Raw genomic sequence first — 26,350 nt, 5'->3', positions numbered from 1 at the left:
CCGCATGAGCACCCCGCTGGAACAGGCAGTGCACAGCGCACTTGCCACCGTGATCGACCCTGAACTCCGCCGCCCCATCACCGAGCTCGGCATGGTGGAGTCCGTGGAGATCGCCGACGGCGGCACCGTGCGGATCGCGGTACTTCTGACCATCGCAGGCTGCCCGTTGCGCGGCACCATCACAGCCGACACTGAGGCGGCCCTGTCCGCCGTCCCGGGCGTCACCGGCGTCGAGGTGGACCTGAAAGTCATGACGCAGGAGCAGCGGGACGCCCTCAAGGAGCGATTGCGCGGCGCCGGCGGCCAGCGCGGCATCCCGTTCAACGCGCCGGGCTCGCTGACCAGGGTGTACGCCGTCGCGAGCGGCAAGGGCGGCGTGGGCAAGTCTTCGGTGACGGTCAACCTGGCGTGCGCCCTGGCTGCCCAGGGCCTCCGTGTGGGGATCGTGGACGCGGATGTCTACGGCTTCTCCGTGCCGGGGCTGATGGGCATCACGCAGGCCCCCACGCGGGTGGACGACATGATCCTGCCGCCGGTGGCGTACGGGGTCAAGGTCATCTCCATTGGCATGTTCGTCACCGGGAACCAGCCCGTGGCTTGGCGCGGCCCTATGCTGCACCGGGCGCTGGAGCAATTCCTCACGGACGTCTACTTCGGCGACCTCGACGCCCTCTTCCTGGACCTGCCCCCGGGCACCGGCGACATCGCGATCTCCGTCGCCCAACTGCTGCCCAAGGCGCAGATCCTCGTCGTGACCACGCCGCAGGCGGCCGCCGCAGATGTTGCCGAGCGGGCCGGGGCGATCGCGACCCAGACGGGCCAGACCGTGGCCGGCGTCGTGGAAAACATGTCCTACCTTGAAATGCCCGACGGCGGCAGAATGGAACTGTTCGGCAGCGGCGGCGGCGCCGTGCTCGCCGAGCGCCTCTCGGCCACTGTGGGAGAGGACGTGCCCCTGCTGGGCCAGATTCCGCTCGAAGTCCTGCTCCGTGAGGGAGGGGACTCCGGGGTGCCGGTGGTGCTGGGCCGTCCGGAGACGCCTGCGGCCGTGGCCCTGGCGGGAATCGCCGGCAAGCTGGCGTCGGTTCCCCGCGGGCTCAAGGGCATGCCGCTGGGCCTGCAGCCCCGCTGACAGCTCCCTCTGGTGGCTGACCGCTGGCGGCTGCCGCCCCCGCCCCGGTATCCGGGCCCGGGCGCCGGGGGAAGTCCTAGGTCGCCTCTGAGTCGAAGGGCGCCGGTTCGCCCTCGGGCAGCCGCTCGAGAATCCGCGCCGGGCGGTGCTCTGCGACCGCAGTGGCGGCGGCCGTGGACACAGCTGCGGGCGCCCCGGTGCTCACCGGCTTGGTGTCATCCTCGAGGAGCGCTTCCTTGATGATCCGGCGGGGATCGTACTGGCGCGGATCGTACTTCTTCCAGTCGACCTCATCGATATCGATGCCGACTTCTTCTTTGATCTGTTCCCGCGCACCGGACGCCATCCGGCGCACTTCCTTGACAATATTGGCAAGTTTTTGGGTGTATTCGGGCAGCCTGCTGGGACCAATCACCAGAAGGCCGATGATCAGCAGAAGTAAGAACTCCGGTCCATTGATTCCAAGCACTTTAGGAAGATTACCCTCTCGTTCGGGCTGGCGACGATTCCGCGACGACCGAACGCCGGCCATGTCCGGCCCGTCCCTGCCTCACGGTGCCAGGTGCTCCAGGATTCGGCTCAATCCACGCTCGATCCGCTCCGGAATTCCGTTGCGTGAGGCCCGCACCGGAGTGCCGCTGCTGACCCGGGTGAGTGCGGAGACGCCATCGTCGGCCTGTTCGGCCGGCAGCTCCGAAATGTACGTGTACGTGGCCGCGGAGGTCTGGAAGATGGCACGGTAGGGCGGGGCAGGGTTGACCCAGAGCGTGCCATTTCCGGAATCCGGGGCGGCCGACGGCATGCCGGCCGTGGCCGGGGTGAAGCCGTCCGCCACGGCGGCGTGTCCGGTCAGCACGTTAATGGGTGAAACTTCGGCGGGTGCGGGGGCCGTGCCGGGGGCCCGCGTCGCAGCGTGCTGCTCGAGGACCGTGGCGAAGTGCCGGCCGTCCGTGAGGCGAAGTTCCAGGACCTCGTCTCCGGCGATGACGCCGGCGCGGGCCCAGATGAGATGGAATCCGAGGTCGCGCAGCTCCGGACATGTCCATCCCTGCGACCGGAGCGCGGCAAGTTGCCCGGTGGTCAGCGTCCCGGCGGGGGTCAAGTCGGGCTCACCGCCCAGGCCGAACGCCACACGGGGCCTGGTTCCCTCTGCTCCGGGGACGCCGGGGCTGTCCGATCCGCTTGCGTCAAACTCCCCTGCACCGAACGGTTCACTGCTGGCGGGCAGCCCGGGGGTGTCCGGGGGCGCGAGGGCGGAGGCCCCTGCGCCGTCGGCGGGGACCGCGTCGTCGCCTCCCATGACGTACGCGGTTCCGGTCATGAGGGCTAAGGCGGCCAAGGCCCCTCCAACTGCCAGCACTGGCAGTCGGGAGCCGCGGCGGAGGCCGCCCTGTGGATGCGCGGCAGCGCTACCGGCTGCCGTCTCCGCGGCCAACTGCCCGGTCCGTGCCAGGAGCCGTGCGGTCAGGTCCTCGCTGGCCTCAGGCACGGGGGCGCCGCGGAGCTTCTCGAGGTACTGGCGCTCGCGCTGTTGCCGGGCACGGCATTCGGCGCAAGATTCCATATGATCATGGCGGCCGGCGGCCCACTTTCGGGTAGCGCCGATCCTGGCATGGCCGGTCCTGCCCCGGACCCCGCAGCCAGAGCCTCCCAGTAAACGTCTCAGCAGACCCATTGACCGGTTCAGAGCAGGCCGGCGATGCGCGGCATCTTGAGCCGCGGCTTGAGGGACTGCTTGGCCTGCTGCGCAGGACGTGGGTCGCGGTGCGCGAGCTTTTCACGCAGCATGGTCCGGCCGCGGTGGATCCGGGACCGGACGGTCCCGAGTTTGATGTCCAGCGCGGCGGCGACTTCGTCGTAGGACAGCCCCTCGAGGTCGCACAGCACGACGGCGGCGCGGAAGTCCGGCGGAAGTTCCTCGAGCGCTGCCTGAACATCGACGTCGAGGTTGTTGAATTCGAAGCTCTGCTCCGGCCCGGGCTCCCGGCCCGGCAGCCGCGACTCGGCGTCGTCGGCCAGGGCGTCAAAGCGGATCCGGCTCTTGCGCCGCGCCTGGTCCAGGAACAGGTTGGTGGTGATCCGGTGCAGCCAGCCGTCCAGTGTGCCCGGCTTGAAGTTCTCCAGCGAACGGAAGACCCGGACGAACACCTCCTGGGTGAGGTCCTCGGCGTCGTACTTGTTTCCGGTCAGCCGGTACGCAAGGCGGTAGACCTTGGCGGAGTGGTTCGTCACCACTTCCTCCCAGGTCGGGCGGACCCATTCGGCTTCCGCCGCGGTCCGTGACTGGTCGGTTGAGTCAGTTGCCTCAATTGCCGGGACAGGTGCCAGAATCGACATCGTCCTCTCCCCTCGTGGATGGTACCTACGCCTGAATTGTGCCTGCTCGCACAGGTTCCTGCACCCTTCATTCGACGCCGATCACCACGCGGATGAGCGGATACCCATCATGTCAAAATAAGCTGGGAATTTCCTGATCCATTGCAGCCTTCCGCCGAAGGCAGAACGGTTCTCCTGCTGCCGGGGCCACGGCGCTGGCGCCTCCGCGTCCCGTCCCGCCGGACACAGTACGCTGTAGGGAATACTCCCCTGCCGCCCAGAAAGCGATATCCCATGAGCGCCGATAAGTCCACGAGCTGGTCCTACGCAGAAGATCTGCCTGCCGAGGATGAGGTCCTGTTGCACGCGCGCGAACGGTCCTTCGAGCTTGGCGTGACCCCGATCGGTCCCGGCGTGGGCGCCGTGCTGACGGTGCTGGCGGCAGCGTCCAAGGCACAGACCGCGGTGGAGATCGGCACCGGCGCAGGAGTGTCCGGCGTGTGCATCCTGCGCGGGCTGGGCCCGCAGGCTGTTTTGACCACCATCGACGTCGACGTCGAACACCTCAAGGCCGCCCGGGAAGCGTTCCACGAAGCAGGCAGCCCCGCCAACCGCACCCGCACCATTTCGGGCCGGGCGGGCGATGTCCTGCCCCGGCTTACGGACGGGGCCTACGACCTCGTGTTCATCGACGCCGACAAACCCAGCTACCCCAGCTACGTGGAACAGGCCGTCAGGCTGCTCAAGTCCGGCGGCCTGCTGATCGTCAACGATGCCCTCGACAAAGACCGGGTCGCGAATCCGGCCGCCCGCGAGTCCACCACCGTGGTGCTGCGCCAGATCGGCAAGACCATCCGCGACGACGACCGCCTCGCCTCCGCGATGCTGCCCACCGGCGACGGCCTGCTGATCGCCGTCAAGAAGTAGCCGGCAATAAGTAGCAGGCAAAAGTAGCGGGCACGAGCTGGCCGCCGAACAGGGGTCAAGCGCAGACAGCGAAGGGCGGGGTCCGCAGCCTGGTGGCCGGGACCCCGCCCTTTTTGCGAAAGCTCTTGGCGTGACGCTATTCGGTGACGCCGACGAGGCATTCCTTGAGGTTTGTCGCCTCAGCGGCATTGAGTTCGACCACGAGCCGCCCCCCGCCTTCGAGCGGAACACGCATGATCAGGCTTCGTCCCTCTTTCGTCACTTCCATTGGGCCGTCGCCGGTGCGTGGTTTCATTGCCGCCATAAGGAATATCCCCTCCATTAGTCCCTGACATACCAGCCCGGCCGGGCTGCGTCCGCTTGGCCAATCAAAGCCGCCCGGCAGCGCTCCAGGAGGCCGCCGTGACAGGCAAACTCACAAATAAACCGTTTACGAATTCTGTGTGCTTCTTGTCCTTGCTTATCCTCTATTATCGCGTAACAATGCGCGCGTAGCTAATCGTTGGACTTTCCAGCGCGTCCCGCCACGCCGCGGCGGCGCCGCCAAATGGTGCTGTGCGTCACGGCGGGTAGTCCCCTCCGCCCGGCAGCTGCGCCCACGCCCACAGCCACACAATCCAGACGATCTGCAGCAGCACGAACATGACCACCACGGAGCCACGGTAGGCGCGGGAACGCGAGACTAGGGCGGCGCTGAGGGCGAGCGGGAACAGCGGCAGCAGCATCCTGAACGTGCTGGTCTGGGGGTGCAGGAAGACCAGCAGGTACCCCACGTAGCAGCAGCACCAGAGCCTCAGTTCTGTGCCCAGTGCGACGACAGGCCGGGACATCATCAACAGGGTGAACGCGGCAACGAACACGAAGGGCGCCAGCAGGCCGAGCGTCGGCCCGAACAGCATGATGCCGGTGTCGAACCACGGCTTGAACGGCACCAGGTCATCGCCGCGCCATGCGGTTTCGGTCTTGGTGTAGGCGCCCGGATCGCCGGTCGCGGCCCAGGCGATGGCCGGCCACAGCAGCGCACCGATGCCGCTGACGGCGGTGAGGCCACCCAGGGACCAGAGCTCCGCGTTGCCGGGGGCCTCAACGCTGTCGCGGCCCTGCCCTGTGAGGGACTTCGCTGTGAGGCCCTTCGTGGTGAGGCGCTGCCAGAAACGATAGAGAAACAAAAGCCCCATCATCACGGCAAACGGAACCCCGGTGGGGCGGGACAGGCACATCAGGACCACGACCGGCATGGCCCAGAGGTACCGGCGCTCCATGACGAGCAGCAGCGCGGCGCAGAGCAGCAGCAGGTTCAGGGACTCGGCGTAGGGCACTTGCAGCACCGGCGCCACCGGGAATGTCGCCAGGAACACGGTTCCCCACAGCGCCGTGCGATGGGTGGCCCGGTGCCGGAAAATCCTGTACGCCACGAGGGCTGCTCCTACCCCGGAGACCAGGGCGATGGCCGTCAGCGACCACGCCGCGCCCGTGCCCGTGACCCCGGAAACCACCCGGCCCAGTACCGGAAACAGGGGGTAGAACGCCCACGTGCTCTCCTGGACGGTGCCGGCGGCGTTGGTCGGCAAGAGCGCCGGATACCCCGACTGGAGCGCTTCGGCGTACCAGCGGGCGTCCCAGATATTGATGAAGTTCCAGTAGTCGGGCTTGGCGGGAAACCAAGGATTCACGCCTTGGTGCAGGGCGGCAGCCATGAAGATACAGGCGCTGACGAGCCGGGCGGCGATGTACAGGCCGGCCACCTGCACCCACCACGGCCACCGCGCCATCCGGGCGCCCGCGGCTGCGATGCGGCTCCACAGCGCAGCGTTCAATCCCTGCGGCTTCAGGGCCTCAGTCTCCGCGACAGTTTCCGGGTCTTCCACGTGGCTCACGGACGCTCTTCGGTCGGCGGCCGGAGACGTTCCAGTTCCTCCCCGAGGGCCTCGATCTTCTGGTCTTTGGCGATGATCTGGTCCCGCAGATCATCAAGGACCTGGTCTACCTGGTCCATCCTGTAGCCGCGAAGTCCGACCGCGAAGCGCAGACGGTCGATATCCGCCGCGGCCGCGCGCTCGGGCAGCAGGACCGGCGGCAGGGATGCGACCGGCTCGTCGAAGCCGTCGTCAAAGGAGCCGCCTGCAGCGCCGTCCCGGCGTCGGCGGAAGATTTTCGGCGCCAGGCCGGTGCCCAGGAGGACGGCGACGCCGATCAGCACTATCGCCACGAAGACCAGGAAGAGACTCACCACACCATCGTGCCAGAAGCCGGACGCCGGAGCGCTCAGTCGGACGGTTCAGCCCCGTGTTCCCTTGGTGTTCGGGTTGCCGCCGTTGGTGGAGCCGCCGTTCGGGTTCCGGTGGCGGGCGGCGCCCTCGACGACCAACTCGACGGCCAGCGCGGGGTCATCCACAACCTGCAGGAGGTCCAGGTCTTCCGCCGACACCATCCCCTCCGCGACGAGGGTGTCCCGGACCCACTCGAGCATGGGGCTCCAGAATGCGGTTCCCAACAGCACGATCGGGAACGAGGTGACCTTGCGGGTTTGGACCAGGACCATGGCTTCGAAGAGCTCATCCAGGGTGCCGAGGCCGCCGGGGAGCACGATGAAGCCTTGCGCGTACTTGACGAACATGGTTTTGCGGGCGAAGAAGTACCGGAAGTTGATGCCCAGGTCCACCCACTGGTTCATGCCCTGCTCGAAGGGCAGTTCGATCCCGAGCCCCACGGAGACGCCGTTGCCCTGCACGGCGCCCTTGTTCGCCGCTTCCATCGACCCCGGGCCGCCGCCCGTGATCACCGCCAGTCCGGCCTCGGCCAGCCGGCGTCCGACCTCGACGCCGAGCTCGTAGTTCCGGCTCCCCGGCACGGTGCGGGCGGAGCCGAAGACGCTGACCGCCGGGCCGAGGTCGGCCAAGGCGCCGAATCCTTCCACGAACTCACTTTGGATCCGCAGGACGCGCCAGGGGTCGGTGTGGACGAACTGGCCCGCACCCGTGGTGTCCAGCAATGTCTGATCGGACATCGTGACCTTCGCAGCCTTGCGGCGCAGCTCAAGCGGGCCCTTGTGGCGGATCCCGTTGGGCGCCGGGGCGGTGCGGGCCTCGCGGGCCGGCTTTCCGGCGTTCTTCTGTTCTTCGTTTTGCTTGGGGCCGTGCTGCGGATCGGTACTCATGCCCATAGGCTAGCGCGGAACTGGGCCGCCGCCGCGTCGGCGCGTCGGCGCCGGAACGGCTGCAGGCGGCGCCCGGGCCCCCAGAGGGAGGCAGCGGAGGGAGGCAGCAGAGAGGCCGGCGGCTGCCCCGCAAGGGACGCTGACGTGCAGGTATCTCTTGAATCACGATCTGCACTAAACAGAGTGATTGCGGTCATATTGCGTCAATCTTCGCTAGATTCTTTCTATGACTACTCAAGTGCCCGGCGATGCTCTCGTCTCCCTGAAGGCCGTGAACAAGCATTACGGCCAGTTGCACGTCCTGAAGGACATCAACCTGAACGTCCGCAAGGGTGAGGTTGTTGTTGTCATCGGCCCCTCGGGTTCCGGCAAGTCCACGCTCTGCCGCGCCATCAACCGTCTCGAGACCATCGACGACGGCGACATCAAGATCGATGGCAAGGAACTGCCCGCGGAGGGCAAGGAACTGGCGAAGCTGCGCGCCGACGTCGGCATGGTCTTCCAGTCCTTCAACCTGTTCGCCCACAAGACCATCCTGGAAAACGTGACCCTCGGCCCCATCAAGGTCAAGGGCGTCTCCAAGGGCGAGGCCGACAAGGACGCCATGGCACTGCTGGAGCGCGTCGGCGTCGGGCATCAGGCCCCCAAGCTTCCGGCCCAGCTCTCCGGTGGCCAGCAGCAGCGCGTTGCCATCGCCCGCGCCCTGGCCATGAAGCCAAAGGTGATGCTCTTCGATGAGCCCACCTCTGCCCTCGACCCGGAAATGATCAACGAGGTCCTGGACGTCATGGTCCAGCTCGCCAAGGAAGGCATGACCATGATCGTGGTCACCCACGAGATGGGCTTTGCCCGCAAGGCGGCGGACCGCGTCGTGTTCATGGCAGACGGCCAGATCGTCGAGGACGCGACCCCCGAGGAATTCTTCACCAACCCCAAGAGCAGCCGGGCCAAGGATTTCCTGTCCAAGCTGCTGACACACTGACCGACTACGAATTCGCACCCTGGCCGCCGGACGGCGGCCGTCAATGAAAGGAATGTCATGAAGGCATTTTTGACCCGAAGGAAAACCCTTCTGGTTGCCGCATCCGCAGCACTCGCGCTCAGCCTGAGTGCCTGTGGCGGAAGCTCCTCCACTACCACCAACCCGCCCGTAGCCGAGAAGCCGAGCTTTGCCGCCGATTCCACCATGGCCAAGCTTGCATCCGCAGGCAAGATCACCATCGGCACCAAGTTCGACCAGCCGCTCTTCGGCCAGAAGGGCCTCGACGGCAAGCCGGTCGGCTTCGACGTCGAGATCGGCAAGCTGATTGCCGCCAAGCTGGGCATCCCCGCCGACAAGATCGAGTGGCTTGAAACTGTCTCCGCCAACCGCGAGGAGTTCATCAAGCAGGGCAAGGTGGACATGGTCGTCGCCACGTACACCATCAATGACAAGCGCAAGACCCAAGTGGACTTCGCCGGCCCGTACTACGAGGCCGGACAGGCTCTCATGGTGAACAAGGACAACAACTCCATCACCAAGCCCGAGGACGTCAAGGGCAAGAACGTCTGCTCCGTGACCGGATCCACGCCGGCCTCGACGATCGTGGAAAAGTACGGAGCAGTCCTGGTTCCGGCCGCGACCTACTCCGCCTGCCTTGAACCGCTGCGAAACCACCAGGTTGAAGCGGTCACCACCGACAACGTGATCCTGGCCGGTTTCGTGTCCAAGGAACCGGATGCCTTCAAGCTGGCCTCGGACCAGACCTTCACCAAGGAGCCGTACGGCATCGGCCTGAAGAAGGGCGACACGGCCTTCCGCACGTGGATCAATGACCAGCTGGAGGCCTTCGACAAGGACGGGTCCTACAAGAAGGCCTGGGAAGACACCGCCGGCACCGTCATCAAGCCCGCGCCCTCGCTTCCCACGATCGACCGTTACTAGTCGGCACTGGCGGTTGCCGGGCCTGCGGATCTTCCGCGGCCCGGCGGCCGCCACCCCCGTCTTTCGCCTGGAATCCCCTCAACGCAGCTGAAGGAACTTATGGACGTCATTATTGAAAACCTCCCACAGTATTGGGACGGTTTTCTCAGAACCCTCTTCCTGTCCGGGGTCTCGGGGATTATCGCCTTGGTCGTCGGCACCGTGCTCGCGGCGGCCCGCGTCTCCCCCGTCGCTGCGCTGCGCGGCTTCAGCATGGTGTACGTCGAGATCGTCCGGAACACCCCGCTGACCATCGCGTTCTTTTTCGCGGCAGTGGTTCTGCCCCGTGTCGGCATCACGTTCCAGCAGTTCGAGGTGGCCGCCATCATCGCGCTGAGCGTCTACACCTCGGCCTTTATCGCCGAGGCCGTGCGCTCCGGCGTCAACAGTGTCCCGGTGGGCCAGGCGGAGGCCGCCCGCAGCATCGGCATGAAGTTCAGCCAGGTGCTCTCCCTCATCATCCTTCCGCAGGCCCTGCGCACCGTGATCCCGCCGCTGATCAACATTCTGATCGCCCTGGTCAAGAACTCCTCCGTGGCCGGCGCGTTTTACGTGCTGGAACTCTTCGGCAACGGCAAGCAGTTGGCAAACGCCAACGGCGACGCGGTGGTGTGGGTTCTGGTTGGCGTTGCGTTCTTCTACCTGCTGATAACCATCCCGCTTGGCTACCTCGCCAACGTCGTTGAACGAAAGGTGGCAATCGCGCGATGAGTTCTGTTCTCTACGACGTCCCAGGCCCCAAGGCCCGCCGGGTTTCGCTGATCGGCTCCATCATCGGCGTGATCGTGATCGGCGGCCTCCTCGTCCTGGCGGTCATGACCCTCGCCCAGCAGGGAATCTTCGACGCCAATCGCTGGGCGGTGTTCCAGATTCCCGATGTCTGGAAGCTGATTGCCGCCGGCATCGGCGCCACGCTCGCCGCCGCGGCGGTGTCGGCGGTGATTGCCTTCCCGCTGGGCCTGCTCCTGTGCCTGATGCGCATCTCGGACAACGCCTGGATCAGGGTGCCCACCCGGATCGTGCTGGAATTCCTGCGCGGCATGCCCGTGGTGCTCATGATGCTGTTTGTGCTGCTCGTCTTCGCCACCAGCTCGTTCATCGCTGTTGTGGCCGGTCTGGTCCTGTATAACTCGGCGATCTTTGCCGAGATCATCCGCGCCGGCATCCAGTCGCTGCCCAAGGGCCAGCGTGAGGCCGGCATGGCGATCGGCCTCACCAGTTTCCAGTCCCGGCTGATCATCGAGCTGCCGCAGGCCATCCGGCGCATGCTGCCCTCGCTGGTCGCGCAGCTCGTGGTGCTGCTGAAGGACACCTCGCTCGGCTACATCGTCGCGTACGGCGAGCTGCTCCGGGCCGTGCAGGTCATGGCCGACTTCCTCGGCCCGCAGTACCTGTTCCCGGTGTTCTTCGTGGCCGCGGCCATCTACATCGCGATCGACCTGGCGGTCTCCCGACTGGCCATCTGGCTCGAACGCCGCGGCTCCAAGCGGGCCGCCGGCGGTGTGGCGCACGTGCCGGTCGCCGGAATCCCGGCGGCCGGGCCGCCGTCGGTGTAGCGCACGTACAGGTCGCCGGAATTCCGGCGACCAAGTAAAGCCCGCCCACCCCTAAAGGGTCCGGAACCTCGCGGAGGTTCCGGACCCTTTGTGGGTTGCGGGCTGCTAGGCGCTGAGCCAGGTCCGCAGCGCCCGCAGGCATTCCCTGATGGCGACCGCCTCGACGTGCTCGTTGTCCTTGTGTGCCAGCAGTGCATCGCCGGGGCCGAAGTTCACCGCGGGAATGCCGAGTTCACTGAACCGTGCGACGTCGGTCCAGCCGTACTTGGGCTTCGGCTCCGCGCCCACGGCGGCGACGAAGGATGCGGCGGCGGGGTGGTGGAGTCCCGGCCGCGCCCCGGCGGCGCTGTCGGTGCGCACAACGTCGAACCCGTCCAGCAGTTCGCGCACGACGGCCTCGGCCCCGTCCGGGGTCTTGTCCGGGGCGAAGCGGTAGTTGATTTCCACGACGCACTTGTCCGGAATGACGTTCCCGGCCGTACCGCCGTGAATCTTCACGGCGTTGAGGCTTTCGCGGTAGTCCAGGCCGTCAACCGTCACGGTCTGCGGTTCATACGCCGCCAGCCGGGCCAGGATTGGGGCCGCGGCATGGATGGCGTTGCTGCCCATCCACGCCCGGGCCGAGTGGGCAGCCTCGCCGTTCGTGGTCACCTCGAAGCGGCTGGTGCCGTTGCAGCCGCCCTCCACCGTCCCGTCGGTGGGCTCGAGCAGGATCGCGAAGTCTCCGCCGAGCAGCGATCCGTGATTGCGCACCAGCCGGCCGAGGCCGCTCTTCACGGCTTCGACTTCCTCGTGGTCGTAGAAGACAAACGTGACGTCCTTGTCCGGTGTCGCCCCGGCGTCGAACATGGTGGCCGCCAGCGCCAGCTGCACGGCGACGCCGCCCTTCATGTCGGTGGCGCCGCGGCCGTAGAGGATCCCCTCCCCCGGGGCCCCGGAGGGCCAGTACGCCGGCACGGTCCCGAGCGAGCCCTCGGTGGTGGGGAGCGGCACCGTGTCCAGGTGCCCGGCAAGGATGACGCGCTCGGGGCGGCCGAGGTTGGTGCGGGCGATGATCGAATCGCCGTCGCGGACCAACTCCAGCTGCGGAAGCAGACGCAGGGCATGTTCCACGGCGTCGGCCAGGGCCCTTTCGTTGCCGGAGACGCTGTTGATGTCAATCAGGGCGGCCGTGAGCAGGGCGACGTCCTGGCGGAGATCCAAATGGACCGGCGTGCGGACAGGGACGCTGGCGGTGGCGGGGGTGCGCGGGTTCGTGGGGGTCACTGTCCCACTTTATCTGTTAGTCCTTCCTTGGGTCCGCGGCAGCTGCCCATCTGCTGCCGTCCCCTCGCGTAGGTGGCGAGCGTCTCCCGTCACTTGGGCGTCTCACGTTTCAGCGCCCGCGGGCCTCTCGTTAGACTTGGGCCATGACTGAAACTGCTGCTTCCGCTGTGCCCACCGACGCCCGCTCTGCCCATGGCTTTGGAGTGGCCACCGTGTCCACCCGCAACGGTGACGCCACCGTGCTGGACGTATGGTTTCCGGCGCCGGCGCTCGGAGTCGCGGCGGAGCACCTGCGTGAGGTAGAGAACGCGGACCAGTCGCTGACCGACATCGCCGCCAGCGGCATCGACCCGGACCGCGGCACGGAGCAGAAGGTTGTCTTCGCCCAGATCAACCTGGACGAGGCACCCGCAGACACGGCGGACGCCTACCTTCGCCTGCACCTGCTCTCCCACCGGCTCGTCCAGCCCAACAGCATCAACCTGGACGGCATCTTCGGCAAGCTCCCCAACGTGGTGTGGACCAACTTCGGCCCCGCCGCCGTGGAGGACTTCGAACTGACCCGGGCGCGCCTGCGCAAGCGCGGCGCCGTCACCGTCTTCGGTGTGGACAAGTTCCCGCGCATGGTGGACTACGTCATCCCCTCCGGCGTCCGGATCGCCGACGCCGACCGGGTCCGGTTGGGTGCGCACCTGGCCGAAGGCACCACCGTCATGCACGAGGGCTTCGTGAACTTCAATGCCGGAACCCTGGGTACCTCCATGGTTGAGGGCCGGATCTCGGCCGGCGTCGTCGCCGGCGACGGGTCGGACGTCGGCGGCGGGGCCTCGATCATGGGAACCCTCTCCGGCGGCGGCAAGGAAAAGATCGCCCTCGGCGAGCGGGTCCTCCTCGGCGCCAACTCCGGTGTGGGCATCAGCATCGGTGACGACTCCGTCGTCGAGGCCGGGCTCTATGTCACCGCCGGCACCCGTGTGCGCGTGATCGGACCCAAGGACGCCGACGGTGAAGACACCAGCCGGATCGTCAAGGCCGTGGACCTTTCCGGCGTTGCGAATCTGCTCTTCCGCCGCAATTCCACCACCGGTGAGGTTGAGGTCCTCCCCCGCAAGGGGCAGACCGTGGAGCTCAATGAGGCCCTGCACGCCAACTGACCGCACCGGCTGGTACGGTATGGCGGGCGGCTAAGACCGCCCCGGCGGGGCCGACCCGCAACGATGACGCAGCCCGTTAGGGCCTGAGGGAGTATGTTCGTGGCACGACGAGGGAGCTGGCGGCGCCGGATCGTCCTTCTGCTGACCCTTGCGATGGTCGGCGGCGCGATCTACACCGCGGTGGCGTTCCTGCAGCGATCGGAAACGCTGATCACCGAACGCTGCACGGCCGCGGGCAGCGGAGGCGATGACCTCTCCACAGACCAGGCGGCCAACGCTTCCCTCATCACCGCCGTCGCGGTCCGGCGCGGGCTTCCCGCCCGGGCCGCCAGCATCGCGCTGGCCACCTCGATGCAGGAGTCCAAACTGCGCAACATCGGCCACGGCGACCAGGCCGGTCCCGACTCGCGCGGATTGTTCCAGCAGCGGCCGTCCCAGGGCTGGGGCACCACGGCGCAGGTGATGGACCCGTACCACGCCAGCAATGCCTTCTACGATGCGCTCGTCGAGATCTCCGGATACGAGTCGCTGGAGATCACCGATGCCGCCCAGCAGGTCCAGCGCTCGGCATACCCCGAGGCCTATGCCCAGCATGAGCTGATGGCCCGCGCGTTCGCCTCCGCCCTGAGCGGCCAGACGCCCGCAGGCCTGGACTGCTCGCTGCGGTCCCCCGACACCGCCGGGGATCCAGCTGCCGTCACCTCGGAGCTGACCGCTGCGCTCGGGAACGTCCAGACATCCACCAACGGCCGGACGCTGCTCGTCGATGCCGAAGGCACCAGGGCCTGGGCTGTGGGGCAGTGGGCCGTGGCCAACGCCAAGGAACTCGCCATCACCAGCGTGGAGGTCGACGGCCGCGCCTGGAACCGACAGTCCCGCGACGGCTGGCAGCCGGCTCAAGTCCCGGCCGGCCAAGTCAGGGTAACCGTCGCCGACGCGCCCCGCACCTGACCGCCAGCCAACGCACGGATTCAGACGAGTAGATCGACCACCGGCTGCACGTAGCTGCGGAACAGCTCGGGCTGGGACAACAGCTCGTGGCTCATGAGGATCTTGTCGGGCTCGAGGTACCAGGCCCGGGGCTCCGCAAGCGGGAGTTCGATGATCGTCAGGCCGAAATCCTTTGAAGAGCGTCCCACGTCCAGCAGGCGGTCCTCCACCATGTCGGCCAGCAGTTCGTTGTTGCCGTTGGCTTCGCGCTCCGCTTCGAGGGCTACGTATTCCGCGCGGCGTTCCCTGGCCCAGGTCAGGGCCGCCCCGAAGTGGGCCTGCAGCACGCGCCGGAGGGCCGGCGAATTGCTGAACGCACGGAAGCCCGGCGGGGAGAGCTCCGGGGACATTTCCGGGTGGGCCTTCAGCAGCTGTTCCCACCAGGCCTCCCATTCGGTCTTGAGCGCAGCCGGGCCGCCAACCTCGGCGATCAGATGAGAGTGGTCCGCGGCGCGGATCTTTGGGGCCACGTGACACAGCGCCGGGTGACCCGCAGTGTCCAGACCGGCAGCGTCACGAACATAGAGGGCAATGAGCATGGGACCAGAGGTATCCATCGTGATCCGCCAGCCAGGCCCGCCGGTGTGGTGCATCCAATTGCCTCCTTGGCAAGACGTCCGATCTCAGTCTATTCCTGTTGTTATGACGCGTTAATGGCTTGCTGCCCGGCAGTCATCCGGCGGTTCAGGCCCTCCAGATGGGCTTCGAGCACGTCCTTGCACATCAGGGCCGTCATCCACTCTGGCTGCAGGAGGGCGTGCATCGTCAGACCGTCCAGGACCGCCAGCAGCAGCTCCGCCTCAGTGACGAGCACCTGCTGGTCGACGCCGGCTGAGCCATCGCTGTCGTCGTCATTGGGGGCGGCGCCGCCGCTCTCCGCCCCGGCGGCCAGGCCGAGGATGAGGCCGCCCACGACCGCGGCCACCGCGCGATGGCTGCGGTCGGCCTCGGCGGCCAGGAACGGCTTGGTCCTCGCGGCATTCTTGAAGGCCATCCAGACGCAGGCGTCGACCGCCCGTTCCTCGTCCAGCGGAAGAAGCTCACCCAGCAGTGCCATGACGGCAGCATGGTGCTTCGCCGACCCTGGCGCCAGGTCCCCCAGCCGGGAGTCCGCGTCGTTGAGGCGGCCGACGATCCGGTCCACCACCACGGCGAAGGCGTGGGTCAACAGCTCGTCGCTGCTGGCGAAATAGTGGCGCACCGAGCCGACGGCCAGCTGCGCTTCATCCGCAACCTCCCGCAGGGAGGCCCGCTCAAGACCATCCGCGGCGATGATCCTGAAGACTGCGTCAACTACTTCCTGGCGCCGGATTACGGCGTCGACAAATTTGGGCACTGGTCTTTTTTAGCACGTCCGTGCCGCTGCCGCGTCAGGGCTCACCGGCTCCCCCGGGAGCGTGGTGCACGTCACAGCGGCGCGGGTCGCGGGACCGCGGCGCACGCTGCGAACGACGCCGGCCGCGCGCCTCAAGGAGGTGCGCGGCCGGCGTCGTGCTTGCTATCGCGTGCCTGCCGTGGCAGGCGGGCGGACTACAGCGACGGGTAGTTGCGTTCCGGTTCGCCGACGTAAAGCTGACGCGGGCGGCCGATCTTGGTGTTGGGGTCGCTGATCATCTCGCGCCACTGGGCGATCCAGCCCGGCAGGCGTCCGATTGCGAACAAAACAGTGAACATCTTTTCGGGGAAGCCCATGGCCTTGTAGATCAGGCCGGTGTAGAAGTCCACGTTGGGGTAGAGCTTGCGCTGGATGAAGTAGTCGTCGCCCAGGGCCTTCTCTTCAAGGCGCATGGCAATGTCGAGGAGTTCGTCATTTCCGCCGAGCTTGCTGAGGACTTCGTGGGCCGTGGCCTTGATGATCTTCGCGCGCGGGTCGTAGTTCTTGTAGACGCGGTGCCCGAAGCCCATGAGGCGGACGCCGTCTTCCTTGTTCTTGACCTTTTCCATGTAGTCCTCGGGCTTGATGCCGTCGGCCTGGATCTGGCGGAGCATCTTGAGGACGGCCTCGTTGGCACCGCCGTGGGCGGGGCCGAAGAGTGCGTTGATGCCGGCGGAGACGGACGCGAACAGGTTGGCGTTCGAGGAGCCGACCAGGCGGACAGTCGAGGTGGAGCAGTTCTGCTCGTGGTCAGCGTGCAGGATCAGGAGCAGGTCCAGGGCCTTGGCGACAACCGGGTCCACCTCGTACTGCTCGGCCGGCAGGCCAAAGCTGAGGCGCAGGAAGTTCTCCACCAGGTTCATCGAGTTGTCCGGGTACAGCATCGGCTGCCCGATCGACTTCTTGTGGGCGTAGGCGGCGATGACCGGCATCTTGGCCATGAGGCGGATGGTGGACACCTCCACCTGCTCGGCGTTGAACGGATCCAGCGAGTCCTGGTAGAACGTCGAGAGCGCGGACACGGCCGAGGACAGGACCGGCATCGGGTGGGCGTCCCGGGGGAAGCCGCTGAAGAAGCCCTTGAGCTCCTCGTGCAGCAGGGTGTGGTGGCGGATCCTCTGGTCGAAGGCTTCCAGCTCGGTGGGGGTCGGCAGGTTGCCGTAGATCAGCAGGTAGGAGACTTCCAGGAAGCTCGAGTGCTGGGCCAGCTGCTCGATCGGGTAGCCGCGGTAGCGCAGGATGCCGGCGTCACCATCGATGTAGGTGATGGCCGAGGTGGTGGCTGCGGTGTTCATGAAACCGGGGTCGAAGGCGACGGCGCCGGTCTGCTTCAGCAGCTTGGAAACGTCGTAGCCTTCGTTTCCTTCTACAACCTTGATGCGCGGGAGTTCGAGCTCGCCGCCGGCATGGCGCAGGGTTGCGCTGGTGGTTTCAGTCATGGAGTCTCCTCATGAGGCATCGGGGCCTCTGTCGAAAGCTGGTCCAACATCTGGTGAAGCTGCCCGCGGATCCTGTGCGGACAGGATTTCCAAAGGCTGCGCTGCCTTCTTGTGGAAAGCCACCATTGATCGTCAGTTAAAAAGTACCTTCACTTCGCGGGTGGCACTAATCCGGGAGGCCTCCCAAACGCCGAAAACAAGCCACATGTGGCACGCGTCACAGCATTGTTACGCTTCCGGGGCCAGCCGCGAGACGGCGGCGTCGATCCTTTCGTCGCTGGCGGTCAGCGCCACCCGGATAAACCCGTTGCCGGCGTCGCCGTAAAAAACCCCGGGACCGACGACGATTCCGCGGTCCGCGAGGCGGCCCACGGTGTCCCACGTCGCCTCGCCTGCGGCCGCCCACAGGTATAGGCCCGCCCTGGACTCATAGATCGTCAGGCCGAAAGCCTCCAGCGCGGGCACGATCCGTTCCCGCCGGCCCCTATACAGGTCTTTTTGGGCCTGGACGTGGGCGTCGTCGCCGAGGGCCACCCGCATGGCTTCCTGGACCGGATAGGGAACAATCATCCCGGCGTGCTTGCGGCTGTTGACCAGATTCGCCATGATCACCGGATCACCGGCGACGAATGCCGCCCGGTAGCCGGCCACATTGGACTGTTTGCTCAGCGAATAGACGGCCAGCAGGCCATCGTGGGAGCCTTCTGCGACCTGCGGGTCCAGGATGCTGGGGACCGGAGTGCCGCCGCGCTGGACGTCCCACTCCCCCCAGCCGAGTTCGGCGTAGCATTCGTCGGACGCCACGACGGCGCCCAGCTCTCGGGCCTGCCGGACGATCCGCCGCAGCGATGCGATGTCCCGGACGCTGCCGGTGGGGTTGGCCGGTGAATTGACCCAGACCAGGCGCACGCGGGCCCGGGTGCCGGCGTCGAGCTCGTCGAGGTCGTCGGCGGCGATCTGCTCCGCACCGGCGAAGGTGGCACCGATGTCATAGGTGGGGTACGCGACCGTGGGCCGGACGACGACGTCGCCCGGCTTCAGGCCGAGCAGGAACGGCAGCCACGCGACGAGCTCCTTGGAACCCACCGTCGGCATCACATCCTGCGGATCGAGCCCGGGGACGCCGCGCCGGCGCGCAAACCAGCCGGCGATGGCTTCCCGCAGCGCCGGTGTCCCGTGAACGGTGGGATAGCCGGGGGCGTCCGCGGCGGCGCGCAGGGCGTTCTGGATGAGGGCCGGCGTCGGGTCCACCGGGGTTCCGATGGAAAGGTTGACGGCTCCTGCCTCGTGCCGGGCCGCCGTGGCGAGATACGGCGCCATGGCCTCCCACGGGTAGTCGGGCAGGCTCAGGCCGAAGGTGCGCACCGCGGAGGTCACCCTAGCGCCGTCCTAGTTCTCTTGGTTCTGCGGCGGCAGGGCGGCGATCATGGGGTGGTCGGTGTGGGTGTTCCCGACCTTCGCGGCGCCGCCCGGGGAACCGAGTTCGTCGAAGAACTCGACGTTGGCCTTATAGTAGTCGGCCCATTCTTCGGGGGTGTCGTCCTCGTAGTAGATCGCCTCCACGGGGCAGACCGGCTCGCAGGCACCGCAGTCCACGCACTCGTCGGGGTGGATGTACAGGGAGCGCTCACCCTCGTAGATGCAATCGACGGGGCACTCCTCAATGCATGCCTTGTCTTTAACATCTACACACGGCTGCGCGATTACGTACGTCACGTCCCTGGCCTCTCCACGTTGGTTCCGGCGACCGGCCGGATGGTTTCCCGCCCTGAGCCGGGCTTCTGACTTCCGAGCCTATTATCTCCCAGCCTGTTCCCGCGAACCTAGCGGGACGTCATACATGCTCCGCGTCTTACTATGATCTGATGAGCTCGCCTTTGCCGTTGCCCCAGCAGTTCCTCTCCGGCGCCCCGCTCGGCACGCGCGTTGTGGTCCGGTACCGGATCGACGGCGGCCTCACGGATGCCCTTGGCGAGCTCGTGGAACGCGGCGACGGCGTCTGCACCGTCCGCACCCGCCGGTCCGACGTCGTCATTGCACTCCCCCTCGTAGTGGCGGCCAAGGAAGTCCCGCCGCCCCCGCCGCGCCGCACCCCACGCGTGCAGGGCCCCTGACCCGCTGCGGCGCACGGTTGGCTGCGGGCGTCCGGTGGACATGCCCAGCGCAGCACGCCGCCAGTGGACATGCCCATCCGCCACCTCGGCGACCAATGGATATCCCCATCCTTCGTTGCCGACGTTGGACATGCCCACCCGCAGCCCCCGCGACCAATGGACATGCCCATCCTTCCTTGCCGGCGTTGGACATTTATGCCCCATGCTCATCGCCGCCAGCCAGCGCGGGACATGTCCAGCGGTGAATCGACGGAGCAAGGGACATGTCCAGTGGTGGCTGGGCGCAGTGCAAGGTCCGCAGTGCAAGGTCACATTGCAAGGGCGAAGCACAGGATCACAGCGCTGGGGTGAAGTGAAGGATCGCGGTGCAAGGGCGCACGAAATTTGGACGCGTCCGGCTCTAGGCGGCGGCAGACAGCCTGTTCAGCGCTTCCCGGACCATGGTGATGAAATCCTCAGGATGGTCCCTCAGCAGCTGGTAGGTCACAATCAGGGTCGGGATTCCCCGGCGCGTTGTTACGTTCCAACGCCGCCGGTCTTCTTCGAAGCTCGTCCTGTCCATGTGGAACCCGGCCCCGTCAGCCTCGATGCCGAGACGGCCATCGACCATCAGGTCCAGGTGTCCCATGCCCGGAACGTTGACCTGCGATTCAACGTGGAAGCCGGCGCGCCGCAGAAGGAACCGGGCCAGGCACTCAATGACCGACTGTGACTGCGGGACGATCGCCGATACGATCCGGCGCTCCCGGGAGTCATTTCGGCCATCAAGCCGCTGACGCAGCGAACCCAGCGGGAGTCCCTTCAGCACGACGGCGGATTCGGCGATGATCAGTCCGTCAGGTTCGGGCAAGCAGCGCAAGCATTGGATGACCGTGTCCAGGAGCCTCGGCGGTACGGCAGCCCGGTGACAGACGAAGCCCTGGTAGCTCCTGCTGTGGGTGAGTGCTACATGCGGCTGGGTCGGGGTGTCGAGAACCCACAGCCCGCTGAAGTGGGCCGCGGTAATGCACGCCGGCTCCGCCGGAAGCGAGCGTATGGAAATCAGCTGCGTGTCCGCACCGGGCAAGGCATAGACGCCGCGGGCTACCCGGGCCACCGATCCCGAGGCCATCGCCGACTTGAGCTGATATTCGGAGACCCCTGCCGCGGCAATGTATTTGGCGCGGGCGACGCCGTCGTATTTCGAGAGCACATCGATGATGTTGGCCATTCACCCATGGTGGAGCCGCAGGTTGCACCGGGCTAGTCGTATTCCGAGCCATGTGGAAAACTCGGGGCGGGCCAGGGCCGCGGAAAACTGTGGCCGGAGCGAGGGTTGGACATGTCCCGCGCAGGAGCCCTGCGCCGGACATCATGCCATCGCGCCGAACCGAGCGAACGAAAAATGGGCATGTCCCGGGACCGGGGGTAGTGCCGGACAGGCCCAATCATGAGGGCTGGACATGTCCCGCGCAGGAGCCCTGCGCCGGACACAATGCCATTGTGCCCACCGGAGCGAACGAAAAATGGGCATGTCCCGGGTGGGGAGCAGGGCGGGGCCGGGTCCTAGCCGGGCGGCCGCCGGTACCGCCGGCACCAGGCGAGCATGGCCACGGTGATCCCTGCGATGCCGAAGACCCAGATATTGCCCGAGGTGTCGCCGATGACCAGGCGCTTGCCTGTTTCCAGGGTGGACCACCAGCCGGTCAGCGCGTAACAGAGGACTCCGCATACCGCCGTCGGGACGACCGAGCGGAACGCCGCCCCGAGCCACAGCTGGACGGAGCCGAGCAGCACGAGCGCCGCGACGGCGCCCCACGGGACGTCCATGCCGCCCAGGACCAGATCATGCCGGTGCAGGGCCGTGCCGGCCAGGGCAACAAAAAGAGCTGCCGGTACGGCGGCGGCAATACCGCCTGCCATACCGGCAGCTCTCTTAGTCACTTTTCAGCCGAAGCCCGGAGACCGGGATCAGACCTTGGCGCGGGCGCGGTTGGCCTTGGCACGCTCGTTGGTGTCCAGGATGACCTTGCGGATGCGGATTGAATCCGGGGTAACCTCAACGCACTCGTCTTCGCGGGCGAATTCGAGGGACTCTTCGAGGGTCAGGTCGCGCGGCGGCGTCAGGTTCTCGAAGGTGTCCGAGGAGGCTGCACGCATGTTGGTGAGCTTCTTTTCCTTCGTGATGTTGACGTCCATGTCGTCGGCGCGGGAGTTCTCGCCCACGATCATGCCTTCGTAAACCTCGGAGGTGGGCTTGACGAAGAAGGAGCCACGTTCCTGCAGGTTGATCATGGCGAACGGGGTCACAACACCGGCGCGGTCGGCGATCATCGAGCCGTTGGTGCGGTACTCGATCGGGCCGGCCCACGGCTCGTAGCCTTCGGAGATGGAAGCTGCGATGCCGGCGCCGCGGGTGTCCGTGAGGAACTTGGTGCGGAACCCGATCAGGCCACGGGCCGGAACGATGAACTCCATGCGGCACCAGCCGGTGCCGTGGTTGGCCATGTTGGTCATGCGGCCCTTGCGGGCGGCCATCAGCTGGGTGACGGCGCCGAGGTACTCTTCGGGCACGTCGATGGTCATGTGTTCCATCGGCTCGTGAACCTTGCCGTCGACGGTCCGGGTGACGACCTGCGGCTTGCCGACGGTCAGTTCGAAGCCTTCACGACGCATCTGCTCGACCAGGATGGCCAGCGCAAGCTCGCCACGGCCCTGGACTTCCCAGGCGTCGGGACGCTCGGTGGGGAGAACCTTGATGGAGACGTTACCGATCAGTTCCTTGTCGAGGCGGTCCTTGACCTGGCGGGCCGTGACCTTGGCGCCCTTGACCTTGCCGGCCAGCGGCGAAGTGTTGATACCGATGGTCATGGAGATGGCCGGGTCGTCAACAGTGATCAGCGGCAGCGGCTGCGGGTTCTCGGCGTCGGTCAGGGTCTCGCCGATGGTGATTTCCTCGATGCCGGCAACAGCAACGATTTCGCCGGGGCCGGCGGACTCGGCGGGTACGCGGTCCAGGGCCTTCGTGGCCAGCAGTTCGGTGATCTTGACGTTCTTCAGCTCACCGTTGGCACGTGCCCAGGCCACGGTCTGGCCCTTTCGCAGGGTGCCGTTGTAGATGCGCAGCAGCGCCAGGCGGCCGAGGAACGGTGAGGCGTCCAGGTTGGTGACGTGCGCCTGCAGGACACCGTTCGGGTTGTACGTCGGGGCCGGGATGTGCTCGATGATGGCCTGGAAGAGCGGCTCGAGGTCCTCGTTGTCCGGGGCTGAACCGTCTGCGGGCTGCTCGAGGGACGCGCGGCCAACCTTGGCGGCGGCGTAAACAACCGGAACGTTGAGGATCTTGTCCAGGTCGAGGTCCGGAACTTCGTCGGCGAGGTCGGAGGCCAGGCCCAGGAGCAGGTCCATGGACTCGTGGACAACTTCTTCGATCCGCGCGTCGGGGCGGTCGGTCTTGTTGACCAGGAGGATCACCGGCAGGTGCGCGGCAAGGGCCTTGCGCAGCACGAAGCGGGTCTGGGGCAGCGGGCCCTCAGAGGCATCAACGAGGAGGACGACGCCGTCGACCATGGACAGGCCGCGCTCGACCTCACCGCCGAAGTCGGCGTGGCCGGGGGTGTCGATGACGTTGATGGTGATGGTCTCGCCCTTGGAGGACGGTCCGTTGTAGGCCACCGTGGTGTTCTTGGCCAGGATGGTGATGCCCTTTTCGCGTTCCAGGTCACCGGAGTCCATGACGCGGTCTTCGAGATGGTTGTGCTCGGCAAAGGAGTTGGTCTGCTTGAGCATGGCGTCGACCAGCGTGGTCTTGCCGTGGTCAACGTGGGCCACGATCGCGACGTTGCGCAGGTCACTGCGCGATGCAGTGGCTACCGCGGTGTTGGTGGTGGTTTCAGACATGCGTTATTGCTCGATTCAGTGGTGAAGTCAGCTGTGGTATCGCGACATTTCCAACCGGAACGCACGACAGATAAGTCCCTTTGGCACAGGGCACCTACTACCATTCTAAACGCTAGGTCATTTATTGGCCTAAAATGCGATACGGCGCCCGGCCCCCGCACCGTCGCAGTAGCAGGACGGGCGCACGGAAGTGGTTTATTACCTGTGAGTAAAGTCACTGGATTTTCCGGCGCCCATGCACCATCATTGCCCTGATAGCAGCAAGCAAGCCCGGAGACATTCATGCGAAACGCCTCGGCCCTGTCCCGCTTTGTCGCAACGATGATCGCCACAGGCGTGGTTCTTGGCGGCTGCGGACAGCCCTCTAATTCCCCCGCGTCCGGCGCGGGCTCCTCCGGCGCAGGCTCCTACGACGCGGGTTCCTCCGAGGCGGGCTCTTTTGAGGCCGGATCTGCTGACACGCCACTGACCGCCAGCCAAGCGGGGGCGGCCAATGGCGACGGCATGCCCGTCGCTGCAGGGTCTGCGGCGAACACGCGCATCGGGTCCACCATCGACCCCGCCGGTCTGCCGGGCGGCGCAATCTACCGCAATCCTGCCAACGGCCGAAACGAGATCATTGTCAAGGACACCAGCAATATCGCCGTGCTCATCGGCGACTCACAGTCGGAACCGTCCTTCGGCTGGCCCAGGCAGGGCCTGGCCGCGGCCGGGTACAACGTCTTCTTCTGCGGCCGTGGCGGCACCGGCTACGTGGCGTCGAACGGCCTGACCGGCAACTACATTGACGCGCTCCAGCGCGGCGACTGGAAACTCCCGTACGGCACCCCTCCCCTCGTGGTGATCGAAGGCGGCGGGAACGACGCCGCGCGCGGCGCCTCGAACGCGCAGATCGTCGCCAACGCCGAGCGGCTGATCGCCAGCATCCAGCAGCGCTATCCCGCGGCCCGCGTGCTCATGGTCGGCACGCTCGCCCGGGGCGCCCACTACGGCGGTGGACGCCGGTCCGAGGTGGACACGCTTCTGGGTCAGGTGGCGGACCGGCACGGGCTGACGTTCGTCAGCGCGGGCGACTGGCTCACCCGGTACAACCTCACGGGTTCAATGGCGGACGGGGTTCACCTGAACCGGCAGGGCCACGCGGCCCTGGGCGCCGTTTTCGGCCAGCGGCTGGAGTCAATGGGGCTCCACTACGCAGACCCCGGCATGCTCGCCGGGTTGTCCCGCTAGCGCCGGACAGGCCCGGCAGCCCGCACAAGGCAAGGCAAAGCAAAGGAGCCGGTACCCACCCCAACGGGCGGACACCGGCTCCTTTGTTGCTAACGGCGGACTTGTTCAAGCCCTAGGGAAAGCGGCCGCTCAGGCCACTTCCACTTCCGGCGGCAGCATGAGTCCTGCGCCGGGGATGGCATTGAGCAGGGCCATGGTGTACTCCTGCTGCGGCGCGTCGAAGACGTCGTCCGTTGAGCCCGTCTCCACCAGCTTGCCCTTCTCCATGACGCACACGTGGTCCGCGATCTGCCGGACCACCGCGAGGTCGTGGGTGATGAACAGGTAGGTCAGGCCGAGCCGGGACTGCAGTTCGGCGAGCAGGTTCAGCACCTGCGCCTGCACCAGCACATCCAGTGCCGAGACGGCCTCGTCGCAGATGATCACTTCAGGGTCCAGGGCCAGGGCGCGAGCGATCGCGACACGCTGGCGCTGGCCACCGGAGAGCTCATTGGGGTACCGCTGCATGGTGGACTGCGGCAGCGCCACCTGGTCCAGCAGTTCCCGGACCTTCTTCTCGCGGCTCGCCTTGTCCCCGATCTTGTGGGTCCGCAGCGGCTCCTCGATGGTCCTGAAGATGTTGTACATCGGGTCCAGCGAACCGTACGGATCTTGGAAGATCGGCTGCACCCGGCGCCGGAAGGCGAAGAGATCCTTGCTGTTCAGCGTGGAGGTGTCCACGCCGTCGAAGATGATCTTGCCGGAGGTCGGCGCCAGAAGGTTCAGGACCATCTGCGCCACCGTGGACTTGCCGGACCCCGACTCCCCCACGATCGCCGTCGTGGTTCCCCGCTTGACGCTGAATGAGACGTCGTCGACGGCGGTGAAGTCCGTGGACTTGCCGAGACCCGAACGCAGCTTGAAGACCTTCCGCAGGTTCTGGATCTGCAGAACCTCGTCGGTCTTGGACGGCTCAACCACGCCGGTCTCGCTCGGGGCGAGCATGTCGTCGGTCTCCACGCCCAGTTCCTTGGCGGCCTGGATGCGCCGGGACGCCAGCGACGGCGCCGAGGCCACCAGCCGCTGGGTGTACGGGTGCTGCGGGTTCTGCAGCAGCTCCAGCGAGGGCCCGGACTCGACAACCTGGCCGCGGTACATGACCACTACCTGGTCGGCGCGCTCGGCGGCGAGGCCGAGGTCGTGCGTGATCAGCAGCACGGCGGTGCCGAGCTCGGTGGTCATCTTGTCCAGGTGATCGAGGATCTGGCGCTGCACGGTGACGTCGAGCGCCGACGTCGGCTCGTCGGCGATGAGCAGACGCGGCTGGCAGGCGAGCCCGATCGCGATCAGCGCGCGCTGGCGCATGCCGCCGGAGAACTCGTGCGGGTACTGCTTGGCACGGCTCGCGGAGTCCGGCAGCCCGGCCTGGGACAGGACCTTTGCGACGTCGTCGGGGCCGCTGGGGAGTCCGTTGGCCTTCAGCGTCTCGCGGACCTGGTCGCCGATCTTCCACACCGGGTTGAGGTTGGACATCGGGTCCTGCGGGACCATGCCGATGCTGTTGCCGCGGAGTTCGATCATCCGCTTTTCGCTGGCGTTGGAGATGTCTTCGCCATCGAACAGGATCTGGCCTGCGGAGACGCGTCCGTTGCCCGGGAGCAGGCCGATAGCGGCCAGCGCGGTGGTGGACTTGCCGGAGCCCGACTCGCCCACGATTGCGACGGTTTCGCCCGGCATGATGGTGAGGTGGGCGTTGCGGACGGCGTTGACCTCGCCGTTGCTGGTGGTGAACCCGATGGCCAGGTCCTTGATTTCAAGCAGCGGGCGCTCAGTGGCGTACCCAGCTTCCTGGAAGTCAACGGAGGCGCTCATG

Annotated in this window: 27 protein-coding genes; 10 read left to right on the top strand and 17 right to left on the bottom strand. The window is 66.7% G+C overall.

From position 1 onward, the window contains the following. Window positions 1-4 precede the first annotated feature (4 nt). Entirely contained in the window at window positions 5-1,132 is a 1,128-nt protein-coding gene (locus tag BLS42_RS02370; RefSeq protein ID WP_090575740.1) for an Mrp/NBP35 family ATP-binding protein, read from the top strand. A 76-nt stretch (window positions 1,133-1,208) separates the two neighbouring features. On the opposite strand, the gene BLS42_RS02365 is transcribed toward BLS42_RS02370, so the two are convergent. From BLS42_RS02365 to sigE, 3 genes are all read right to left on the bottom strand, one after another. Beyond that, entirely contained in the window at window positions 1,209-1,601 is a 393-nt protein-coding gene (locus tag BLS42_RS02365; protein ID WP_090575737.1) for a twin-arginine translocase TatA/TatE family subunit, read from the bottom strand. 81 nt (window positions 1,602-1,682) lie between these two features. Beyond that, entirely contained in the window at window positions 1,683-2,696 is a 1,014-nt protein-coding gene (locus BLS42_RS20105) for a hypothetical protein (RefSeq protein WP_090575734.1), read from the bottom strand. Between the two features lie 119 nt (window positions 2,697-2,815). Then, window positions 2,816-3,469 carry an RNA polymerase sigma factor SigE gene (gene sigE, locus BLS42_RS02355; RefSeq protein WP_256336185.1) on the bottom strand — a complete coding sequence of 218 codons (654 nt, stop codon included), beginning with the start codon at window positions 3,467-3,469 and terminating at the stop codon, window positions 2,816-2,818. 273 nt (window positions 3,470-3,742) lie between these two features. On the opposite strand from sigE, the gene BLS42_RS02350 reads away from it, so the two are divergent. Then, complete coding sequence (locus BLS42_RS02350) at window positions 3,743-4,375, top strand: O-methyltransferase (RefSeq protein WP_090575730.1); 633 nt, start codon at window positions 3,743-3,745, stop codon at window positions 4,373-4,375. Window positions 4,376-4,511: 136 nt separating this feature from the next. On the opposite strand, the gene BLS42_RS02345 is transcribed toward BLS42_RS02350, so the two are convergent. From BLS42_RS02345 to BLS42_RS02330, 4 genes are all read right to left on the bottom strand, one after another. After that, entirely contained in the window at window positions 4,512-4,679 is a 168-nt protein-coding gene (locus BLS42_RS02345; RefSeq protein WP_079550332.1) for a DUF3117 domain-containing protein, read from the bottom strand. A 256-nt stretch (window positions 4,680-4,935) separates the two neighbouring features. Further along, window positions 4,936-6,147, bottom strand: a complete 1,212-nt coding sequence (locus BLS42_RS02340; RefSeq protein ID WP_256336202.1) for a hypothetical protein — start codon at window positions 6,145-6,147, stop codon at window positions 4,936-4,938. A 101-nt stretch (window positions 6,148-6,248) separates the two neighbouring features. Beyond that, on the bottom strand, window positions 6,249-6,605 hold the full coding sequence (locus tag BLS42_RS02335; protein ID WP_090576104.1) for a DivIVA domain-containing protein: 357 nt from the start codon (window positions 6,603-6,605) through the stop codon (window positions 6,249-6,251). Window positions 6,606-6,653: 48 nt separating this feature from the next. Then, on the bottom strand, window positions 6,654-7,382 hold the full coding sequence (locus BLS42_RS02330) for an LOG family protein (protein ID WP_371129492.1): 729 nt from the start codon (window positions 7,380-7,382) through the stop codon (window positions 6,654-6,656). Window positions 7,383-7,758: 376 nt separating this feature from the next. Here BLS42_RS02330 and BLS42_RS02325 point away from each other — a divergent pair, with 376 nt between their 5' ends. From BLS42_RS02325 to BLS42_RS02310, 4 genes are all read left to right on the top strand, one after another. Next, window positions 7,759-8,514 (top strand): amino acid ABC transporter ATP-binding protein, encoded by a 756-nt coding sequence (locus BLS42_RS02325; protein ID WP_090575726.1) that lies wholly within the window; start codon window positions 7,759-7,761, stop codon window positions 8,512-8,514. A gap of 57 nt (window positions 8,515-8,571) precedes the next feature. Next, complete coding sequence (locus BLS42_RS02320; RefSeq protein ID WP_090575723.1) at window positions 8,572-9,456, top strand: glutamate ABC transporter substrate-binding protein; 885 nt, start codon at window positions 8,572-8,574, stop codon at window positions 9,454-9,456. 99 nt (window positions 9,457-9,555) lie between these two features. After that, a complete protein-coding gene (locus BLS42_RS02315; RefSeq protein WP_090575720.1) occupies window positions 9,556-10,206 on the top strand; it encodes an amino acid ABC transporter permease in 651 nt (216 codons plus the stop codon). Next, complete coding sequence (locus BLS42_RS02310) at window positions 10,203-11,051, top strand: amino acid ABC transporter permease (protein WP_090575718.1); 849 nt, start codon at window positions 10,203-10,205, stop codon at window positions 11,049-11,051. Before BLS42_RS02315 ends, BLS42_RS02310 begins: the two co-directional genes overlap by 4 nt. A gap of 105 nt (window positions 11,052-11,156) precedes the next feature. On the opposite strand, the gene dapE is transcribed toward BLS42_RS02310, so the two are convergent. Then, entirely contained in the window at window positions 11,157-12,317 is a 1,161-nt protein-coding gene (gene dapE / locus BLS42_RS02305; protein ID WP_371129488.1) for a succinyl-diaminopimelate desuccinylase, read from the bottom strand. Between the two features lie 143 nt (window positions 12,318-12,460). On the opposite strand from dapE, the gene dapD reads away from it, so the two are divergent. Further along, on the top strand, window positions 12,461-13,471 hold the full coding sequence (gene dapD, locus BLS42_RS02300; protein ID WP_090575715.1) for a 2,3,4,5-tetrahydropyridine-2,6-dicarboxylate N-succinyltransferase: 1,011 nt from the start codon (window positions 12,461-12,463) through the stop codon (window positions 13,469-13,471). 99 nt (window positions 13,472-13,570) lie between these two features. Beyond that, the gene (locus BLS42_RS02295; protein WP_371129487.1) at window positions 13,571-14,422 is read left to right on the top strand and encodes a hypothetical protein; all 852 of its coding nucleotides are present in this window, start codon (window positions 13,571-13,573) and stop codon (window positions 14,420-14,422) included. A 20-nt stretch (window positions 14,423-14,442) separates the two neighbouring features. On the opposite strand, the gene BLS42_RS02290 is transcribed toward BLS42_RS02295, so the two are convergent. The 5 genes from BLS42_RS02290 to fdxA form a co-directional block, all read right to left on the bottom strand. After that, entirely contained in the window at window positions 14,443-15,054 is a 612-nt protein-coding gene (locus tag BLS42_RS02290; RefSeq protein WP_090575708.1) for a hypothetical protein, read from the bottom strand. Window positions 15,055-15,101: 47 nt separating this feature from the next. Next, a complete protein-coding gene (locus BLS42_RS02285; protein ID WP_090575705.1) occupies window positions 15,102-15,797 on the bottom strand; it encodes a TetR/AcrR family transcriptional regulator in 696 nt (231 codons plus the stop codon). A 194-nt stretch (window positions 15,798-15,991) separates the two neighbouring features. Then, complete coding sequence (locus BLS42_RS02280) at window positions 15,992-17,275, bottom strand: citrate synthase (protein ID WP_090575702.1); 1,284 nt, start codon at window positions 17,273-17,275, stop codon at window positions 15,992-15,994. A 228-nt stretch (window positions 17,276-17,503) separates the two neighbouring features. Continuing rightward, window positions 17,504-18,652 (bottom strand): succinyldiaminopimelate transaminase, encoded by a 1,149-nt coding sequence (gene dapC / locus BLS42_RS02275; RefSeq protein WP_090575696.1) that lies wholly within the window; start codon window positions 18,650-18,652, stop codon window positions 17,504-17,506. Window positions 18,653-18,664: 12 nt separating this feature from the next. Beyond that, complete coding sequence (gene fdxA / locus BLS42_RS02270; RefSeq protein WP_028275689.1) at window positions 18,665-18,991, bottom strand: ferredoxin; 327 nt, start codon at window positions 18,989-18,991, stop codon at window positions 18,665-18,667. A 149-nt stretch (window positions 18,992-19,140) separates the two neighbouring features. Between fdxA and BLS42_RS02265 the strand changes: the two genes are divergently transcribed. After that, the gene (locus tag BLS42_RS02265) at window positions 19,141-19,389 is read left to right on the top strand and encodes a putative acetyltransferase (protein WP_090575693.1); all 249 of its coding nucleotides are present in this window, start codon (window positions 19,141-19,143) and stop codon (window positions 19,387-19,389) included. 400 nt (window positions 19,390-19,789) lie between these two features. On the opposite strand, the gene BLS42_RS02260 is transcribed toward BLS42_RS02265, so the two are convergent. From BLS42_RS02260 to typA, 3 genes are all read right to left on the bottom strand, one after another. Beyond that, on the bottom strand, window positions 19,790-20,599 hold the full coding sequence (locus BLS42_RS02260) for a type IV toxin-antitoxin system AbiEi family antitoxin domain-containing protein (protein ID WP_090575689.1): 810 nt from the start codon (window positions 20,597-20,599) through the stop codon (window positions 19,790-19,792). Window positions 20,600-20,934: 335 nt separating this feature from the next. Then, window positions 20,935-21,291, bottom strand: a complete 357-nt coding sequence (locus BLS42_RS02255; protein WP_090575686.1) for a hypothetical protein — start codon at window positions 21,289-21,291, stop codon at window positions 20,935-20,937. A gap of 48 nt (window positions 21,292-21,339) precedes the next feature. Further along, on the bottom strand, window positions 21,340-23,268 hold the full coding sequence (gene typA, locus BLS42_RS02250; RefSeq protein WP_090575683.1) for a translational GTPase TypA: 1,929 nt from the start codon (window positions 23,266-23,268) through the stop codon (window positions 21,340-21,342). Window positions 23,269-23,550: 282 nt separating this feature from the next. Here typA and BLS42_RS02245 point away from each other — a divergent pair, with 282 nt between their 5' ends. Then, the gene (locus tag BLS42_RS02245) at window positions 23,551-24,498 is read left to right on the top strand and encodes an SGNH/GDSL hydrolase family protein (protein ID WP_090575680.1); all 948 of its coding nucleotides are present in this window, start codon (window positions 23,551-23,553) and stop codon (window positions 24,496-24,498) included. A 129-nt stretch (window positions 24,499-24,627) separates the two neighbouring features. On the opposite strand, the gene BLS42_RS02240 is transcribed toward BLS42_RS02245, so the two are convergent. After that, the gene (locus BLS42_RS02240; RefSeq protein ID WP_176803104.1) at window positions 24,628-26,349 is read right to left on the bottom strand and encodes an ABC transporter ATP-binding protein; all 1,722 of its coding nucleotides are present in this window, start codon (window positions 26,347-26,349) and stop codon (window positions 24,628-24,630) included. Window position 26,350 lies beyond the last annotated feature (1 nt).

Origin of the sequence: Arthrobacter sp. ov407 (assembly GCF_900102895.1) — a bacterium.
Taxonomy (GTDB): domain Bacteria; phylum Actinomycetota; class Actinomycetes; order Actinomycetales; family Micrococcaceae; genus Arthrobacter.
The sequence above is the reverse complement of the archived record's forward strand: the minus strand, read 5'-3'. Positions and strand labels throughout refer to the sequence as shown.